Genomic DNA, 18,057 nt, shown 5'->3' with positions numbered 1-18,057 from the left:
CATAGGCTGCAATGTGCAAGCACAGCAGCCTAAGACTATGTATCCCTATATCAATTAAACTTCTCTGTAATCTCCATCAACTACGTTGTCATCTGCTGATGAAGCGTTATTTGAAGCACCACTCATATCAGGGCCTGCACCAGCTCCCATGTTAGGACCTGCGCCTGCTGCTCCCTGTGCATTCTCATACATCTTAGCAAAGAGTGCCTGAGCATCGTTCATAAGCTTTTCTTTCTGGCTCTTAAGAGAATCAATCTCGCTGTCAGAAAGTTCCTTATCCTTTGTCTGCTCAAGTGTTTCCTTGAGAGCCTTGATATCGTCTTCTACAAGCTGCTTCTGAGAAGCGTCGATCTTGTCGCCAACATCCTGAAGAGCTTTCTCTGTCTGGAATACGAATGAATCAGCATCGTTACGAGCATCGATTCCTTCTTTACGCTTCTTATCCTGAGCTTCATATTCCTGAGCTTCCTTAACAGCCTTATCGATATCTTCATCAGACATGTTAGAACCAGCTGTGATTGTGATATGCTGCTCTTTACCTGTTCCAAGGTCCTTAGCAGATACGTTAACGATACCGTTAGCGTCGATATCAAATGTAACTTCGATCTGTGGAACACCTCTCATTGCTGGTGGGATTCCATCAAGTCTGAACTGTCCAAGTGACTTGTTGTCCTTAGCGAACTGTCTCTCACCCTGAAGAACGTTGATATCTACTGCTGTCTGGTTATCTGCAGCTGTTGAGAATACCTGGCTCTTCTTTGTAGGGATTGTTGTGTTACGCTCGATAAGTCTTGTAGCAACACCACCCATTGTCTCGATAGAAAGTGAAAGTGGAGTAACATCAAGAAGAAGGATGTCACCAGCGCCTGCATCTCCTGCAAGCTTACCACCCTGGATAGAAGCACCGATTGCTACGCACTCATCAGGGTTAAGGTTCTTACTAGGCTCCTGGCCTGTAAGCTGTTTAACTTTCTCTACTACGCAAGGAACACGAGTTGATCCACCAACAAGAAGTACCTTTCCGATATCTGCGTTAGTAAGACCTGCATCCTTCATAGCGTTCTGAACAGGGATAGCTGTTCTCTCAACAAGGTCGTGGATAAGTTCTTCGAATTTAGCTCTTGTAAGATCTACATCGAAGTGCTTAGGGCCATCAGCGCCTGCTGAAATGAAAGGAAGGTTGATGTTTGTTGTTGTTGAAGAAGAAAGTTCCTTCTTTGCCTTCTCTGCAGCTTCCTTAAGTCTCTGCATAGCCATCTTATCGCCTGAAAGGTCTACGCCTTCTTTATTCTTGAAATCCTGGATCATCCAGTTGATGATTGCCTGGTCGAAGTCATCACCACCGAGGTGAGTATCACCGTTTGTTGAAAGAACTTCGATGACACCATCACCGATCTCAATGATAGATACATCGAATGTACCACCACCAAGGTCATAAACCATAATCTTCTGCTCTTTTTCATTGTCAAGACCATAAGCAAGAGCTGCTGCTGTAGGCTCGTTGATGATTCTCTTTACTTCAAGACCTGCTATCTTACCAGCATCCTTTGTTGCCTGACGCTGAGCATCATTGAAATATGCAGGAACTGTGATTACTGCTTCTGTAACTTTTTCGCCGAGATACTGTTCTGCATCAGCTTTCAGCTTCTGAAGGATCATAGCTGAAATCTGCTGTGGTGAGTACTTTTTGCCGTCAATTGTACGACCATTGTCTGTACCCATGTCTCTCTTAATTGATGAAATTGTGTTGTCAGCGTTTGTTACAGCCTGACGCTTTGCAGGTTCACCAACAATTCTCTCACCATTCTTTGTAAATGCAACGATTGAAGGAGTTGTTCTAGCACCTTCTGCATTTGCTATAACAGTTGGCTTTCCGCCTTCCATAACTGCTACGCAGCTATTAGTTGTACCAAGATCGATACCGATAATCTTACTCATTTCTTTGTCCTCCATAATTTAAATTCGATCATGTGCACGCTCAAAAACTTTGCTGTGCATTTGTAATCATCTATATATCTTATTTGCTAACACCAACCATGCTGTGTCTGAGCACGGTGTCGTGGAACTTATATCCCTTTTGAAGTTCCTGTGCTACAATACCTGATTCATACTCTTCACTTTCAACCTGCATTACAGCGTTGTGGAGATTTGGATCAAATTCCTTTCCCACGGCTTCAATAGGGGTTACTCCAAGATCCTCAAGCTGCTTTATAAGCTGCTTATAAATCTTGTTCATACCATCTGCGAAGGCTCCGTCTTTTTCGTCTTCCGGAACTGCTGCAAGTCCTCGCTCGAAATTATCTACGATAGGGAGAAGCTTTTCTAATACACTGCCCTGTCCCTGTTCAAACATCTGAGCTTTTTCTCTGTCAGTTCTTTTTCTGAAATTATCAAACTCAGCAACCTGTCTTATAAGTCTGTCATTGAGTTCATCAAGCTTCTCTTTTAAAGGATCTTTCTTCTCTTTTTTGGAAGGCTCTTTTTCTTCAGATTTTTCAGCTTCTTCCTTTACTTCTTCTGAAGCTGATTCCTTATTTTCAGCAGCCTCTTTTTCTTTGGCTTCTTTTTCAAGGTCTTCCATGATATTTTCAAGAACTTCTTTTTCCTGTTCGCTTACCTGCTTCTTTTTATTGCTCAATTCATTGCCTCCTAACACTTGTCTATATTAACTGCGCTAACCCTTTTTATACAGATCATCAAGCGCATGTCTCATATTCTTTAATGTTGAAATAACTTTATCGTAATCCATTCTCTTGGGACCTATGATACCGACAGTTCCCTTCATTCCATCGCCAAGCTCATAGGTTGCTGTTACAACACTGCAATCCTTCATAGCCTGAACCGGTGTCTCATTACCGATATATACCTGAATCCCCGTCTCTTCAGAATCGGAGGAAAGTGTATCCTCTACGATACTTGAAAGATCCTTGGTATCCTCAAAGGTACTGATAAGCTCACTGGCCTTGGTGGAATCTGTAAGTTCAGGGTACTTGAAGATGTTCATGGTACCACTTGTATATATCTGAAGGTCCTCATCAGCTGTGATAGATTCAGCAGCCGCATCAATAACGTTGCCTATTATCTCGCTGTGGATTCCAGCTTCCTGCTTAACTGCAGCTATAAGGCCAAGATTTATATCCTCTACAGCAAGTCCGTCAAGCCTTGTGTTCATAAGGATGTTCAGCTTAAGCATTGTTGCATCGTCTAAAACTTCCTCAACCGAAATGATCTTGTTTTTGATGACATTTCCTTCTATAACTATTGTCGCCAGAAGATGTCCTTCATCAACCTTACTTATCTGTATGAACTTAAGTTTATTTTTCCTGATCTGCGGAGCAGATATCATTGTTGCATAATTGGTATCTACCGCCAGTGTCTTGGCAACCTGCTTAAGCAGATTCTCAAGCTTCTCCTCTTTATCGAGGAGCATTTCCTTCATGTTCTCAACTTCCTGTTCCTTATCACGGAGCATCTCATCAACATATACTCGATAACCCTGATCAGAAGGAATACGGCCTGCTGATGTATGAGGCTGTAATATAAGTCCCATCTCCTCAAGGTCAGCCATCTCATTTCTGATTGTTGCAGAGCTAAGATTAAGATCCGTGTACTTGGAAATAGTACGGCTACCGACTGGTTCTCCAGTTTCAAGGTAGTTCTTAACTATTGCATGAAGTATTTTTCTTTTTCTCTCATCTAATTCCATATTGCCCTTCCTATGTATTCACCGGTTAAATTCATCGGAATGGTTTTGATGTTAGCACTCACTCGATTCGAGTGCTAATATCTTCTGTAACTTAAAATATCACTATGAGAGTGTAATGTCAACAACGCTTTTTATAAAATAAGTATTAAGAAAAAAACGCTCCCTACTTTCGTAGAGAGCGTTATATATGCGTTTGGATTATAAGCCGATTCTTCCCTGAACCTTATCATTTACTACATAATAAGCAGCGTCTTCATCAGGCTTTACATAAATGCTGAGTTTCTTGATCTCATCAACATTTCCACCCATTTCATACTGGAAGTTATTCTTGGAGTTCTGAATAAGATCTTCGTATGGAATATGCTTGTATGAATACTGAAGCTCAATGCTAACCTTGATTTCTTCTGCCTTTGCTGGAGCAGCTTTCTTAGTAGCAGCTTTCTTTACAGGAGCAGCCTTCTTTGCAGTTGTAGCTTTCTTTGCTACAGGCTTCTTCTCAGCCTTTGCTTCTGCTTTCTTAGGCTCAGCTTTCTTTGCAGGAGCAGCTTTCTTTGCAGCTGGCTTTTTAGCAGCGGCCTTCTTTGCAGCAGGCTTCTTTGCAGCTTCTTTCTTAGCTTCTTCCTTGATGATAGCTTCAGTAAGTTCTTTAACTTCAGATTTTTTTACTTCTGTTACAGGAGCTTTTGTTGCTGTCGCTGGCTTAACAGAAGAAGTTGTCTTCTTTACTTCAGGCATTTTTGTCCCCTCCTCAAAATCACACTTGATTTATGTAACTCTTTAAAACAGTGAAGTCATTTACGAAATAGAGTTTACTCTGTTTAAACCGCATTGTCAACGCATTTATGAAATAAAAATTATCACCTTTGCCCATATTATGCGGAGTAATTGTCTTTGACAAACTCGCGAAGGCGTACCATGGCTCTTTCAACCTTCTCTGTATCAATACAGTAAGCCATTCTGAAGAATCCCGGAGCCCCGAAGCCGTCAGCAGGCACAAATATCAAATCGTAGTCCTTGGCCTTTTTGCAAAAGCTGATGGAATCTTCTTCCAAGGCCTTTGGCATGATATAAAATGTTCCGTCAGGCTTAACTACTGTAAATCCAAGTTCTTTAAGGGTCTTGTAGATTATGTTCATATTGGTCTCGTACACAGAAAGATCTGCTGTAAGTGAGCAAACCTTAGCAACTGCTTGCTGTATTATGGAAGGAGGACAGTTGTGGCCTGTGCCTCTTGATATCTGTCCGCACATTGGAACGATATACTCTGCGCCCTCGCAGGCAGGATTTACAGCAACATAGCCGATTCTTTCTCCCGGAAGAGAAAGAGATTTTGAAAATGAATAGCAGCTAAGTGTGTTGTCATAGAACTTTGAAACATAAGGAGTATCAGCGCCTTCAAAAACTATCTCTCTGTATGGTTCATCAGAAATAAGGAAGATAGTGTGTCCGTACTGAGCTGATTTCTTCTTTAATATATCTGCAAGTCTGGTCAAGGTTGCAGTACCGTAAGCAACACCTGAAGGGTTGTTTGGAGTATTGATAAGAACTGCCATAACTTTATCGCCAAGCATTTCCTCAAACTTGTCAAAGTTGATCTGGAATGTGTCTGTATCTGCAGGAACAACTTTAAGCTCTACACCTGCGCCCTTAATATATGGAAAATACTCAGGAAAAAATGGAGCAAATGTGATCATCTCATCCCCGGGCTCAGTGACAGCTCTCACCGCATGAGCTATTGCGCCTGCAGCTCCGGTAGTAGGGAAAATATGCTCCGGACCATAATTCATTCCAAAGCGCTTATTTAAAGACTCCGCTATCTTTTCCTTATAAAGAGGGTTTCCAAGACTTGGAGTATATCCGTGGAGAGTCATTGTATCCTCATTCTGCAAAAGACGTATCATTTCCTCTGTAAACTCTTTTGGAACTTCTACACTTGGATTTCCCAGGCTGAAATCAAAAACATTCTCATATCCGATCTCTTTTCCCCTGGCTGTTGCATATTCTGAAAGCTCTCTGATAACAGATTTAGCCCCAAGCATTTCTTTATACTGCCGATTGATCATATCTGCCTCCTGACAAAATCATTTTAAACTGACTCACATTATACCACATAGTTTTAACCATTTACAGCGCTAAAGTTTACTATTCAATGCTTGATAATAAATAGCGCACAATGTAAAATTATTCATAACATTATTTTGAGGAGCATATTATGAAGCTTATAAAAAAGTTTATCCCCTACTACAAACCATATATTGGCGTTTTTATATTTGATCTTGTATGCGCGTCGATACTTTCTGTGATAGATCTGGCTTTTCCTCAGTTTTTGAGGATTTTAAGAAGCACTCTTTTCCTTGAAGAGCCAAAAGTCATCTTGACCCGTCTGGGTCTTGTGGCGCTGGGCCTTGTCATCATGTACATAGTAAGATCACTTTGCAAATACTATGTTACTTATCAGGGTCACATGATGGGTGCCAGGATGGAATCAGGAATGAGGCATGATCTGTTTGAAAGATTTGAAGCATTTTCTTTTTCCTACTATGACACTCACAACACAGGCGAAATGATGAGTAAACTCGTGTCCGACTTATTCGATATTTCCGAGCTTGCCCACCACGGCCCGGAGAACATCTTTATTTCAGTGGTAAAAATAGTCGGCTCTTTCATTCTTCTTATGAGAATAAATGTACCTATGACTCTGTGCCTTGTGGCCGTTGTATTATGCATGGCTGTTTTCTCAGTTAGTCAGAACCGTAAAATGCGTGCGACCTTCTCCGATAACAGAAGGAAAATTGCAGGTATCAACTCATCTCTCCAGGACACATTAGGTGGAATAAGAGTCGTTAAATCTTTTACCGGTGAGGAAATTGAGGAAAAGAAATTTGATGAATCCAACATCGCATTCCTTGACTCCAAGCAGGCAAATTACCGCCAGATGGCCAAATTCCACTCCGGAAACAATCTGTTCGAAGGTCTTATGTTCGTGACAGTGCTTGTGGCAGGCGGCTTCTTTATAGCCAAGGGCCAGCTTACCGGCGAAGACCTTGCTATCTACGCTCTTTACATTAATATTTTCATCAATCCGGTAAATGTTCTTGTTGAATTTACAGAACAGCTCCAGAAGGGTCTTGCAGGCTTTGAAAGATTCCGCGAGGTTATGGATACTATGCCTGAGATCGTGGACAAAGAAAACGCCAGGGAGCTCAAGGACGTCCAGGGCGTTATCGATTATAAGAACGTAAGCTTTTCATATGAAGAAGATGAAGCAGTGTTAAAAGATATAAACTTACATGTGGAAGCTGGAAAATCAGTTGCCATAGTTGGGCCTTCAGGCGGCGGAAAGACAACGCTTTGCTCCCTTCTTCCAAGATTCTACGATGTCACAGAAGGCTCTGTCCTTATTGATGGTACTGACATTAGAGATGTGACTCAGAAGTCTCTTCGCTCCTACATCGGAATCGTTCAGCAGGATGTATATCTTTTTAATGGGACGGTAAAAGAAAATATCGCATACGGTAAGCAGGATGCCACAATGGAAGAAATTGTGGAGGCTGCAAAAAATGCTGATCTCTTAGATTTTATTGAAAGCCTTCCAAACGGCTTTGATACTGAGGTTGGAGAAAGAGGCGCAAGGCTATCCGGAGGTCAGAAACAGCGTATCGCCATTGCAAGAGTGTTCCTTAAGAACCCGCCAATCCTGATCCTTGATGAGGCAACCAGCGCTCTCGACAACGAAAGCGAAAGATACATTCAGGAAAGTCTTGATAAACTCTCTGTTGGAAGAACCACCATTACAATTGCCCACAGGCTTTCAACAATCCTTGGCGCCGACGAGATCATCGTCCTGGACGAAGACGGCATCAAAGAGCGGGGCACTCACAAAGAGCTCATCAAAAAAGGCGGTCTCTACGAAAAGTACTACCGCATGCAACTCGGAAAAGTCTGAATCAACACTTTCTTGCGAGTGGCATAAAATCCAGAAGTGCCCATACCTTCGGATAGATCTCGGAGTATTCGCAAAGAGACAGTAAATTCACAATAATTCGCCTCATTTCCTTTCATGCTTATTCAAAACAGGAAATGAGGCTCTTATTATTTATTAACTGTCTCTATTGCTCATACTAAATCGCTCTATCCGAAGGTATGGGCACTTTTGGATTTATGGTTTACTACACATATAAAAAATAGTAATCCAATAGCAATAAGTGATTGGCGAAGAATTATGGGAAATAGTAGAGTTGAATGGTAAGTACTTTGTTGTGAGGTGTATTGATATGGGGAATGTTCGTTTTCACTTGCCGGGGCTGAGGTACAATTATCCGCTGAATATGTTTTGGATAAGTATGATGAAGCAGTACCCGCATTATTTTAGAGAAGGTGTTGAGATTGCATCATTTTTTGGCTCTTTTCCATTTTCACTATGGAACGGAGGAAGGCTGATAGCTGATGATCAGTGCGACATAGCTTTTGTCCAGAATGTAATAAAAAGCATAAATGCAAATCACATACCTGTTCGTTTTACATTTACTAATCCACTTATTACTGAGGAAGATTTAAGGGATCCATTCTGTAATTTCTGCATGGAAGCAGGAAACAATGGCATGAATGAAGTGCTGGTTTTCTCTCCGCTTCTTGAGGAGTTCATAAGGGCAAAATATCCTTCATATAAGATTGATTCTACAACCTGCAAAGAGATAAAAGACTTAGACAGCCTGAATGCAGAACTTGATAAAGACTATAAATACGTGGTTCTTGACTACAACATGAACAACAAGTGGGATCTGATAGAGCAGATTCACCACAAAGAGAAACTTGAAGTGCTTGTAAATGCCCTTTGTGTTCCCGATTGCAAGAGAAGAGGCGACCACTACAAGAACATTGCTCTAAACCAGGAAATAGTAAAAGCAAACCGTCTTCTTCCGAAGGATAAACAAAAGCCGCTGATTCCCTGGAAATGTGAGTATGGTGACAAAAACTGTATCTACACTATCCAAGATTATTCAACATACGTTTCCCCTGAGCTTATCTGGGAAAAATATGTACCTATGGGAATCAACAATTTTAAGATCGAGGGCAGAACCGCTAATCTCTTCTCTCTAATCGAGACGTACTGTCACTACATGATTAAGCCCGAGTACATCGGAGAGGCAAGGCTCCTTCTTATGAGAAATCTCGAAGCTTCCAAGATAATCCAGGTCAACAGACCAAGACCTGCTGCATTTAAATAAAAAAGAATCAATTCTTTACAGTTCTTTTCTACACTGTATATTAACTAGAGGATACTTGCCAACCAAATTGGTTGGACAAGTATCCTCTTTATTTGTATATACGTAAGTAATGACTCCGTACGCCACCATCTATACTTCAAAAATGAAAGTATTATTCCCTGACGAGTGCTCTCATCTTTTCCACAATCTCCTCGGTATCTTCGAGGAGTTTTTGTCCGGCCTTGGTTGGATTGCCATCTTTTTGGTATTTGTAGACAAATACCGGAATTCCTGCGCTGTGGAAAGCCATATTTCCTTTGTAGGAAGCTATGAAGCCCGGTATCTTACCGGCATCGATCTTGGCGTTTGGATTGATCTTAAACTCTATGGTTCCGTTTCCACCTTTGATTTCCGGAATGTAGAGTGAATGAGCCTTGGAGCGCAAAAGAGATATCCTAAGAAGATTATCTGCTGCCTGAGGCACTTCTCCAAATCTGTCAATGAGCTCATCTCTCATATCATCGCATTCCTGCTGGTTTTCCAGTGTTGCTATTCGCTTGTATATTTCGAGCTTCTGCTCCTCATTTAAGATGTATTCATTAGGAATGAATGCGTCCACATCAAGGTCTATGCTGGTGTTGATAGCATTAAGAAGCTCATCGTCGGTGCTGTCGCCTTTCTTGATCCTGACTGCTTCTCCAAGCATCTTGCAATACAGGTTATATCCTACTGCCTGCATGTGGCCTGACTGCTTTCTTCCAAGAAGGCTTCCAGCTCCTCTGATCTCAAGGTCACGCATGGCAATCTTGAATCCACTTCCAAGATCAGTGAACTCTCTGATGGCAGAAAGTCGCTTTTCAGCTACTTCTTTTAGCATCTTATCTCTCTTATACATAAGGAACGCATAAGCTGTCCTGTTGGAACGTCCAACTCTTCCCCTGAGCTGATAGAGCTGCGAAAGTCCCATCTTATCAGAGTCGTGGATTATCATTGTATTAACATTAGAGATATCAAGTCCCGTCTCAATGATAGTTGTTGAAACAAGCACATCGATGGTTCCATCAATGAAGTCGTACATGATCCTTTCAAGTTCAGACTCTTTCATCTGTCCATGGGCAAAAGCAACATTGGCCTCCGGTACAAGCTTTTGTATCTGAGCCGCCATATCAGCAATGGTATTTACTCTGTTGTAAACATAGTAAACCTGACCATTCCTGGAAAGTTCACGGACAATGGCCTCTCTTACAAGCTCGTCATTGTACTCCATAACATAGGTCTGAATTGGCATTCTGTCATTTGGAGCTTCCTCAAGGACGCTCATCTCTCTGATACCCACAAGTGACATATGAAGGGTACGAGGAATAGGTGTCGCTGACAAAGTTAGAACATCAATATTCTCTTTTAGTGTCTTTAGCTTTTCTTTGTGGGTAACTCCAAAACGCTGCTCCTCATCCACAATAAGCAGTCCCAAATCCTTGTACTTCACATCTTTTGACAAAAGTCTGTGGGTTCCAATGACAATATCCACAAGTCCCTTTTGCAGGTCCTGAACGGTTTTCTTTTGCTCTGCTGCAGTCCTGAATCTGGACATAAGGTCCACTCTTACAGGGAAATCACGCATTCTTTCTGAAAATGTATTGTAATGCTGCTGGGCGAGAATAGTAGTAGGAACAAGAACTGCAACCTGTTTGCCATCCTGAACCGCCTTAAAGGCCGCCCTTATGGCGATCTCTGTTTTTCCAAAGCCAACATCTCCACAGACCAGTCTGTCCATGGTCTTGGTGGACTCCATATCCCTCTTTGTATCCTCTATGGCTGTGAGCTGGTCATCTGTCTCCTGATAAGGGAAAGCATCCTCAAACTCCTGCTGCCACACAGTGTCTTTTCCAAACTGATATCCAACGGCCTGCTGGCGCTTTGCATAAAGCTCCACAAGGTCCTGAGCCACTTCCTCAACTGCTGCCTTGACCTTCGCCTTAGTGTGGCTCCAGTCGCCGCTTCCAAGCTTATTGAGCTTGGGCTTATGGGTGTGCTCGCTGTCGTCGCCGCCGGAAGCATATTTCTGTATAACAGAAAGACCTGTCGCAAGAATGTAGAGATTTCCACCATCTCCATATTCAACTTTAATGTAATCCTTTACCACATGGTCGGTCTCAATCTTCTCAATACCTCTGTAGATACCAAGTCCGTGATCTTCATGAACCACGTAATCACCGATCTTAAGATCCGCAAAGTCAGATATCTTCTCACCCTTATAGGTGCTCTTTTTCTTTTTTCTCTTCTTTGTATGCTCGGTAAAAATGTCTGACTCAGCAATTACTGCAAACTTAATATCAGGGTACTCAAAGCCCTTTAGTATCCTGCCGTAGTAAGTCATGATCTCGCCGGGCTTTAGTACTCTTCCTGGGTCTTCGCTATAAAATGCGCTGACAAGATTATCCCTCAGATCATCAACAATTCTTTTTGCCCTGGTTCTGGAACCCGAGAGAATAAGCACTCTGTAGCCCTGCTTCACGTAAGACTTCAGGTCTTTTACCAGAGACTCAAAGCTGTTATTGTAGGGCGCTACACTCCTTGCCTTTATATCCCAGCTCTTTTCCGGTGAAAAGATATTCTGGCTCTTAGGGATAGGTAACGAAGAAATGATAACTCTTCTGCCGTTCGCCATTCTGCTGACGCAGTTATCAGTCCCATACAAAAGATCCATCTGTCCCGGAAGAACATATCCCTTCTCAGCTCTGTGAGTCATGCTTTCTCTGAACTCAGCCTCAACTGCCATGGCGTGCTCTGCCACTCTTCCGGGCTCATCGATAAAGATACAGCTCTTTCCCTTGGGGAACATTTCCTGAATGGTTACCGTATCCTCATAAAAATATCTTATATAACTCTCAAGGTTAACTGATGTCTTTAGCTCAAAGAGCTGCTCCCTGAGTTCCTCAGTCTGAGTCTTAAGCTGATGTGCCTCTTTGGTCTTAAACTCTGAGCGCAGTACCTCGACACATCTGTCAGTTTCTTCCTGGATCCTTTCCATTCCTTCCTGAAGCTTATCTTCATCAAGGATAATCTCAGATGCAGGATAAATCTCAATTGATTCAAGCTTCTCAAGTGATCTCTGAGAAAGAATGTCAAAGCTTCTGATAGACTGTATCTCGTCCCCCCACAGCTCAATTCTGTAAGGGTTATCCTCAGTCAGGTCAAAGACATCCACAATATCACCACGAACAGAAAATTCACCCGGGCCCTCAACCTGATAGTTTCTGATATAGCCCATGGCTACCAGCTTTTTGGTGATCTCTGTCTCATCAACAGGCTTATGTCTGTCGATTGAAAGGATGTTTTCCTTTATGATCTCCGGCTTTATCTGAGGCGCCATAAGAGCAGAGAAGGTGGTGACCACTGTTACAGGTCTTCCCTCAATAAGCCTTCTCATGCATCTTATTCTCTGTCTTACAATCTCATTACTGTGAACATCAGCCTGGTAAAAGATAAGGTCTTTTGCCGGATACACAGTGACATTCTTGTCGTAAAACTTGTAGTCCTCATAGATCTCTTTTGCCCGAAGGTCAGAATAAGTCACAATGATCTTGTACTTAAAATCAGCCCCAAGACTGTCGATGAAATGGAGCTTTTGAGAGTCTACGCAACCTGTAACTTCTGCGCAGGCAAAAGGCTTCTCAAGGTACTTATTAATTTCTTCAAATTCAGTTAACTCATGTAAAGGAGTTGTGATCGCTCTCATTTATTTTTTACCATTAAACTTGTTCATGGCGCTGTCAACGCCATTTTCCATTATTTCAACAACTGCAGATGCTGCTAAATCTATTCCTTCTTTTATAGAGACCTGGTCCTCGCCCTCAAAGTGGCCAAGTACCCAGTCAACCATATCGTATTCTTTAGGTTTTTTACCCACTCCCACGCGAACACGGTTAAATTCACTGTGTCCAAGCTGGGCGATTATGTTCTTAAGTCCGTTATGTCCGCCGGCGCTGCCCTTTGGTCTTACTCTTATGTTTCCTGCATCCAGCTCCACGTCATCGGATATGACTATAAGTTCTTCTTTTGTATCCACCTTAAAATAATCGCAGATTGGTCTGATGGCTTCACCGCTAAGATTCATATAGGTAAGAGGCTTTACGAGAATAACTCTCTCGTTACCAATTCTTCCTTTTCCAAAAGCTGCCTTGAACTTAGTCTCAGTAAGCTCTATTCCATATTTATCTGAAAGGGCATCTATTGTTGCAAAGCCCACGTTATGTCTTGTTCCAAAGTATTTCTTTTCAGGGTTTCCAAGTCCCGCTATTACAAACATTCTTCCTGTTTCCTCTTCTTTTTTACCAAATAATCTCTTAAAAATCCCCAACACGCTTATTTTCCCCTTTTATACACCGAAATAAATGGGGCTTAGTACATAATGTACCTTAAGCCCCATTTAATTGTTTCCACTATACCATTATTCTGTTAATTTAAGCAAGTAGATATGGATTATTCTGTAACTTCTCCATCTGCCGTTTCTTCTACTGCTGCCTTGTCGTAAGCATCGAGAATTGTATCCTGTAAGATCTTACGTGTATCAGAATTGATTGGATGAGCGATATCACGATACTCGCCGTCAGTTGACTTCTTGCTTGGCATCGCGATGAACAGTCCTCTTTCACCTTCAATTACCTTTATATCATGAACTACAAATTCATTGTCAAAAGTAACTGATACTACTGCACGCATTTTTCCCTGCTTTGTGACTTTTCTAACTCTTACGTCTGTGATTTTCATCATGTACCCCCTCTCGGTCATAACAGTTAATAATGTAAAAAATTACAACACGTATCTCTCATTATTCTCAACTACAATCTTTATGCCGTTTTCCTCTTTGTAGTAAGAATTTGCCTGAATTGTTCCATGACTTTCAACGATGCAGTTCTCAATATGAGAATTGTCGCCGATGTAAACGTCATTGAGAATGATCGAGTTCTTGATGTAACAGTTGTTTCCGACAAATGCCCCCTTAAAAATAACGGAATCTTCTATTGCACCATTGATGATACATCCACTGGATATCAGGCTGTTTTTAACGTTAACTCCCACGTTGTATTTTGCAGGTGGAAGATCAACTACCTTTGTGTAGATACCAGGATACTCACGGAAGAAGTACTGTCTGACTTCCGGTTTGAGGAAATCCATGTTTGTTCTGTAATAATCCTCTACAGAAGCGATGTTGTTCCAATACTCTTTTATCTTGTATCCATAGATTCGTTTCATATCCTTGTATCTTACAAGAATATCTCTAACGAAATCGTATCTCTCTTCCTCTTCAGCTCTTTCAATAAGTTCGATGAGCTGGCGTCTTCTTATTACATAGATACCACATGAAATGGTATTGGACCTTGATACTACAGGTTTTTCCTCGAACTCTTCGATTCGGCTCTCCTCGTTCATTCTGATGGTTCCGAATCTCTCAGTATCAATGTCAGCCGGCATGTCCTTACATACTACTGTAATATCTGCCTGTTTCTGAATGTGGTATTCAAGAAGCTTTGCATAATCCATCTTATAAACGCAGTCACCGGAAGTGATGATAACGTATGGCTCGTGGCAGCTCCTTAAGAAGTCAAGGTTCTGTGCGATCGCATCAGCTGTTCCTCTGTACCAGAGGTTTCCTGATGCCTTAACAGCAGGAGTAAATACATAAAGACCTCCCTGCTTACGTCCGAAATCCCACCACTTTGAAGAACTTAAGTGTGAATTAAGACTTCCTGCATTGTACTGCGTAAATACTGCAACTGTCTGAATATGAGAGTTTGTCATATTACTCAGTGCAAAATCGATACTTCTGTAAAATCCAGCTACAGGCATAGCGCAGACCGCTCTTTTCTTGGAGAGCTCCTGCATTCTGCTACTGCTACCACCTGCTAAAATAATGCCAATCGCTCTCATGTCAATCACCTGCCTTATCTAATGTTCTGCCGCTTTCAAGTATTCCGTTTGGATAATCTTCAGCAGTAGTAATACCGGAAATCATGATGTTCTTACCGATTGTCACATCGTTTGGAATAACAGATTTCTCGCCGACAGTGCAGAGACCTTCACAGTATATGCTTGGCTTTGTCTCATTTTCTTTTTCCTCGAAGGCTCCCATCTTGACGTTGTTGCCAATCTTAACCTTCTCGGCAATGATACCCTTTTCAATAGTACAGCCTTCACCGATCTCAGTTTCATTCATAATGATAGAGTGGCTAACAACTGTATCTTTTCCTATCTTAACGCCTGGTCCGATAACTGAATTATAGACCTTACCATATATCTCACAGCCCTCACCTACGATACTGCGCTCTATTGCGCTCTCTGATCCAAGGTACTGAGGCGGCTGAACGTCGCTGGCTGTGTAAATCTTCCAATATTCTTCATACAGGTTAAACTCAGGAACTATATCGATAAGCTCCATATTAGCCTGCCAGTAAGATGTAAGTGTTCCTACATCCTTCCAATATCCATCAAACTCATAAGCATAAAGAGCCTGGCCCTTTTCCTTACAATAAGGAATGATATGCTTACCAAAGTCGAGGCCTGCCTGATCCTTATTGGCTATAAGTGCCTCTTTTAAAGCTTTCCATGAGAAAATATAGATACCCATAGAAGCAAGATTGCTGCGTGGATGCTCAGGTTTCTCCTCGAAATCTACAATCTTCTTGTTTTCATCGGTTATCATAATACCGAATCTGCTGGCCTCTTCCATAGGAACAGGCATAACTGCGATCGTAGCATCCGCATGACTTGCCTTGTGGAAATCAAGCATAGTTTCATAATCCATCTTATATATATGGTCGCCCGAAAGGATCAGTACATAATCAGGATTATAATTTTCCATATATTCAAGGTTTTGGTAAATAGCATTGGCTGTACCGGTATACCATTCACTATTTGAGCTCTTTTCGTATGGCGGAAGAACAGTTACTCCACCAAAATTACGGTCAAGATCCCACGGGATACCTATACCAATGTGAGAATTAAGTCTTAGGGGACGATACTGTGTAAGAACTCCCACAGTGTCCACTCCAGAATTGATGCAGTTACTGAGTGGGAAATCGATGATTCTGTATTTTCCCCCAAATGAAACTGCAGGCTTTGCCATCTTGGCAGTTAACACTCCCAATCTGCTGCCCTGGCCCCCTGCCAGCAGCATGGCGATCATTTCTTTCTTTATCATGTTCCACCTCGTTGCATTTTGTAGTCACAAGAACGTGACTTTGATACACCAGACATGTCGAATGACATGCCACAGAAAACCGCTTTTTTCTATTAATGAGTATATCATAAAAAAAAACTAAAAACACTCAATTAATCTCTTTTATTAAGATATGGTTTAACTTAAACGATTACGTCTCCATTTTTTGACTTTGATAAAATTAGTGCTAGAATATATTGCGTTATATGATGCGAAAAATAGATTCATGAATCGAGGATTTTATGTACAAAATTAATTTTGATAAACCGGCACATGTGTACTTCATGGGTATCGGTGGAATATCTATGAGTGGTCTTGCCCATATATTAATAGAAAGGGGCTTTAAGGTTTCTGGTTCAGACAACAAAAAATCTGAAATGACAGAAAAGCTCGCCAGCCAGGGCGCAAACATTGTGTATGGTCAGAAGGCTGAAAACATCGCAAACAGCTCACCTATCGATGTAGTTGTTTACACAGCTGCTGTTCATCCTGATAACCCTGAATTTATGGCAGCAAAAGAAGCTGGCATCCCGATGCTCACAAGAGCTGAGCTCCTTGGGCAGATCATGACGCACTATGATCTTCCTGTTGCAGTCGCAGGAACTCACGGAAAAACAACTACAACATCAATGCTTTCCAAAATCCTTTTGGAGGCAGACACCGACCCTACTCTTTCAATCGGCGGTGTATTTAAGGACATCGGTGGAAACATCCGTGTTGGTAAATCAGAATATTTTGTAACAGAGGCCTGTGAATATACAAACAGTTTCTTAAGCTTTTTCCCTAAGATCAGTATCATTACTAATATAGATGCTGACCATTTGGACTTTTTCAAGGATCTTGATGATATCAGACATTCTTTTAAAAAGTTCGCTGAGCTTTTACCTGAAGACGGAACTCTTGTTATCAACGGCGATATTGATAATGTTTCGTATATCACTGATGATCTTAAGTGCTCAATTGTTACCTACGGCTCCACAGATGCTTTTGACTATTATCCAACTGATATTACTTACGATGATCACGGCAATGCTTCTTTTAAAGCTCACTTAAAGGACGGCTCTGTACTTGATATAAAGCTTGCGGTTCCTGGCGTTCACAACGTTTATAACGCCCTTGCTGCTATAGCTGTTTCTTCTATATTAAGTGTTGATCATGCTCATGTTACTACAGCCCTTTCTCTCTTTGGCGGAACAAGCAGAAGATTCGAGTATAAAGGCGAAGTACACGGCATCACAATCATCGATGATTATGCACATCACCCTACAGAGATCAAGGCAACTCTTACTGCTGCCCAGAACTATCCACATAAAAAGATATGGTGCGTATTCCAGCCACATACATATACCAGAACAAAGGCTCTTTTAAATGAGTTTGCTGACGCTCTTTCCCTGGCGGACCACGTTGTTCTTGCTGATATTTACGCAGCAAGAGAGACCGATAATCTTGGAATAAGCTCACGAACACTGTGCGATAAGATAAAAGAACTTGGCCATGAATGTATGTATTTGCCAACTTTTGAAAACTTTAGTGAGATTGAAAAGTTCCTTTTGCAAAATTGCACTAAAGGAGATTTGTTGATAACCATGGGTGCCGGTGATGTTGTTAAAATAGGCGACGAACTACTTGGTAAATAATACTTATCCACATATCCACTTTTTTTCTAAAAAAAATATAAACAATTTCTAGTGGAAAACAGCCACTCCATTCTTTACCGATGGATTGGCTGTTTTATATTTTTTTAATAAAATAATCCACATTATCCACATTGTCCACACAATTTATAAAATTCGGGAAAAGCGCACCAATGCTGGATTTCTTCGTTACTTTTACCCATATCATTTCAGAAATTTGTGTGTTAAGATTTGAATTGTTCGAAAGAGAGCACCAAATATTTTATGAATGCATCTTTGAACTTCGTAACT

13 protein-coding genes are annotated in these 18,057 nt (G+C 41.5%); 3 read left to right on the top strand and 10 right to left on the bottom strand.

The genetic code is table 11. From position 1 onward, the window contains the following. Positions 1-54 precede the first annotated feature (54 nt). From dnaK to C4S54_RS10695, 5 genes are all read right to left on the bottom strand, one after another. Positions 55-1,938, bottom strand: coding sequence for a molecular chaperone DnaK (gene dnaK / locus C4S54_RS10715; RefSeq protein WP_103869527.1), 1,884 nt, complete (start codon positions 1,936-1,938; stop codon positions 55-57). A gap of 79 nt (positions 1,939-2,017) precedes the next feature. Then, entirely contained in the window at positions 2,018-2,581 is a 564-nt protein-coding gene (grpE, locus tag C4S54_RS10710; RefSeq protein ID WP_103869597.1) for a nucleotide exchange factor GrpE, read from the bottom strand. A gap of 93 nt (positions 2,582-2,674) precedes the next feature. Then, the gene (hrcA, locus tag C4S54_RS10705; RefSeq protein ID WP_103869526.1) at positions 2,675-3,706 is read right to left on the bottom strand and encodes a heat-inducible transcriptional repressor HrcA; all 1,032 of its coding nucleotides are present in this window, start codon (positions 3,704-3,706) and stop codon (positions 2,675-2,677) included. Positions 3,707-3,904: 198 nt separating this feature from the next. Beyond that, the gene (locus tag C4S54_RS16115) at positions 3,905-4,441 is read right to left on the bottom strand and encodes a DUF6465 family protein (protein ID WP_200821065.1); all 537 of its coding nucleotides are present in this window, start codon (positions 4,439-4,441) and stop codon (positions 3,905-3,907) included. 137 nt (positions 4,442-4,578) lie between these two features. Beyond that, positions 4,579-5,769: a pyridoxal phosphate-dependent aminotransferase gene (locus tag C4S54_RS10695; RefSeq protein WP_103869525.1), complete on the bottom strand. Its 1,191-nt coding sequence runs from the start codon at positions 5,767-5,769 to the stop codon at positions 4,579-4,581. A gap of 149 nt (positions 5,770-5,918) precedes the next feature. Between C4S54_RS10695 and C4S54_RS10690 the strand changes: the two genes are divergently transcribed. Further along, positions 5,919-7,652: an ABC transporter ATP-binding protein gene (locus C4S54_RS10690; protein ID WP_103869524.1), complete on the top strand. Its 1,734-nt coding sequence runs from the start codon at positions 5,919-5,921 to the stop codon at positions 7,650-7,652. A 328-nt stretch (positions 7,653-7,980) separates the two neighbouring features. Continuing rightward, the gene (locus C4S54_RS10685; RefSeq protein ID WP_103869523.1) at positions 7,981-8,934 is read left to right on the top strand and encodes a hypothetical protein; all 954 of its coding nucleotides are present in this window, start codon (positions 7,981-7,983) and stop codon (positions 8,932-8,934) included. Positions 8,935-9,085: 151 nt separating this feature from the next. On the opposite strand, the gene mfd is transcribed toward C4S54_RS10685, so the two are convergent. The 5 genes from mfd to C4S54_RS10660 form a co-directional block, all read right to left on the bottom strand. Beyond that, entirely contained in the window at positions 9,086-12,652 is a 3,567-nt protein-coding gene (gene mfd / locus C4S54_RS10680; RefSeq protein WP_103869522.1) for a transcription-repair coupling factor, read from the bottom strand. After that, positions 12,653-13,276 carry an aminoacyl-tRNA hydrolase gene (gene pth / locus C4S54_RS10675; RefSeq protein WP_330405654.1) on the bottom strand — a complete coding sequence of 208 codons (624 nt, stop codon included), beginning with the start codon at positions 13,274-13,276 and terminating at the stop codon, positions 12,653-12,655. Positions 13,277-13,395: 119 nt separating this feature from the next. Beyond that, on the bottom strand, positions 13,396-13,683 hold the full coding sequence (spoVG, locus tag C4S54_RS10670; RefSeq protein ID WP_022775219.1) for a septation regulator SpoVG: 288 nt from the start codon (positions 13,681-13,683) through the stop codon (positions 13,396-13,398). A gap of 42 nt (positions 13,684-13,725) precedes the next feature. Beyond that, entirely contained in the window at positions 13,726-14,844 is a 1,119-nt protein-coding gene (glgD, locus tag C4S54_RS10665) for a glucose-1-phosphate adenylyltransferase subunit GlgD (RefSeq protein ID WP_022775221.1), read from the bottom strand. Between the two features lies 1 nt (position 14,845). Next, on the bottom strand, positions 14,846-16,114 hold the full coding sequence (locus tag C4S54_RS10660) for a glucose-1-phosphate adenylyltransferase (protein WP_103869521.1): 1,269 nt from the start codon (positions 16,112-16,114) through the stop codon (positions 14,846-14,848). A 260-nt stretch (positions 16,115-16,374) separates the two neighbouring features. Here C4S54_RS10660 and murC point away from each other — a divergent pair, with 260 nt between their 5' ends. Continuing rightward, positions 16,375-17,769 carry a UDP-N-acetylmuramate--L-alanine ligase gene (murC, locus tag C4S54_RS10655; protein ID WP_103869520.1) on the top strand — a complete coding sequence of 465 codons (1,395 nt, stop codon included), beginning with the start codon at positions 16,375-16,377 and terminating at the stop codon, positions 17,767-17,769. The last annotated feature ends 288 nt before the right edge of the window (positions 17,770-18,057 follow it).

This window comes from Butyrivibrio sp. Su6, assembly GCF_900108105.1.
In the GTDB taxonomy this organism is placed as follows: Bacteria; Bacillota; Clostridia; order Lachnospirales; family Lachnospiraceae; genus Butyrivibrio.
Note: the sequence above shows the minus strand (reverse complement) of the source record. Positions and strands in the feature narration are given on the sequence as shown.

Bases quoted from the DNA above. Each gene is read 5' to 3' on its own strand.
- dnaK (WP_103869527.1), bottom strand. From the start codon at position 1,938: ATGAGTAAGATTATCGGTATCGATCTTGGTACAACTAATAGCTGCGTA.
- grpE (WP_103869597.1), bottom strand. From the start codon at position 2,581: ATGGAAGACCTTGAAAAAGAAGCCAAAGAAAAAGAGGCTGCTGAAAAT.
- hrcA (WP_103869526.1), bottom strand. From the start codon at position 3,706: ATGGAATTAGATGAGAGAAAAAGAAAAATACTTCATGCAATAGTTAAG.
- C4S54_RS16115 (WP_200821065.1), bottom strand. From the start codon at position 4,441: ATGCCTGAAGTAAAGAAGACAACTTCTTCTGTTAAGCCAGCGACAGCA.
- C4S54_RS10695 (WP_103869525.1), bottom strand. From the start codon at position 5,769: ATGATCAATCGGCAGTATAAAGAAATGCTTGGGGCTAAATCTGTTATC.
- C4S54_RS10690 (WP_103869524.1), top strand. From the start codon at position 5,919: ATGAAGCTTATAAAAAAGTTTATCCCCTACTACAAACCATATATTGGC.
- C4S54_RS10685 (WP_103869523.1), top strand. From the start codon at position 7,981: ATGGGGAATGTTCGTTTTCACTTGCCGGGGCTGAGGTACAATTATCCG.
- mfd (WP_103869522.1), bottom strand. From the start codon at position 12,652: ATGAGAGCGATCACAACTCCTTTACATGAGTTAACTGAATTTGAAGAA.
- spoVG (WP_022775219.1), bottom strand. From the start codon at position 13,683: ATGAAAATCACAGACGTAAGAGTTAGAAAAGTCACAAAGCAGGGAAAA.
- glgD (WP_022775221.1), bottom strand. From the start codon at position 14,844: ATGAGAGCGATTGGCATTATTTTAGCAGGTGGTAGCAGTAGCAGAATG.
- C4S54_RS10660 (WP_103869521.1), bottom strand. From the start codon at position 16,114: ATGATAAAGAAAGAAATGATCGCCATGCTGCTGGCAGGGGGCCAGGGC.
- murC (WP_103869520.1), top strand. From the start codon at position 16,375: ATGTACAAAATTAATTTTGATAAACCGGCACATGTGTACTTCATGGGT.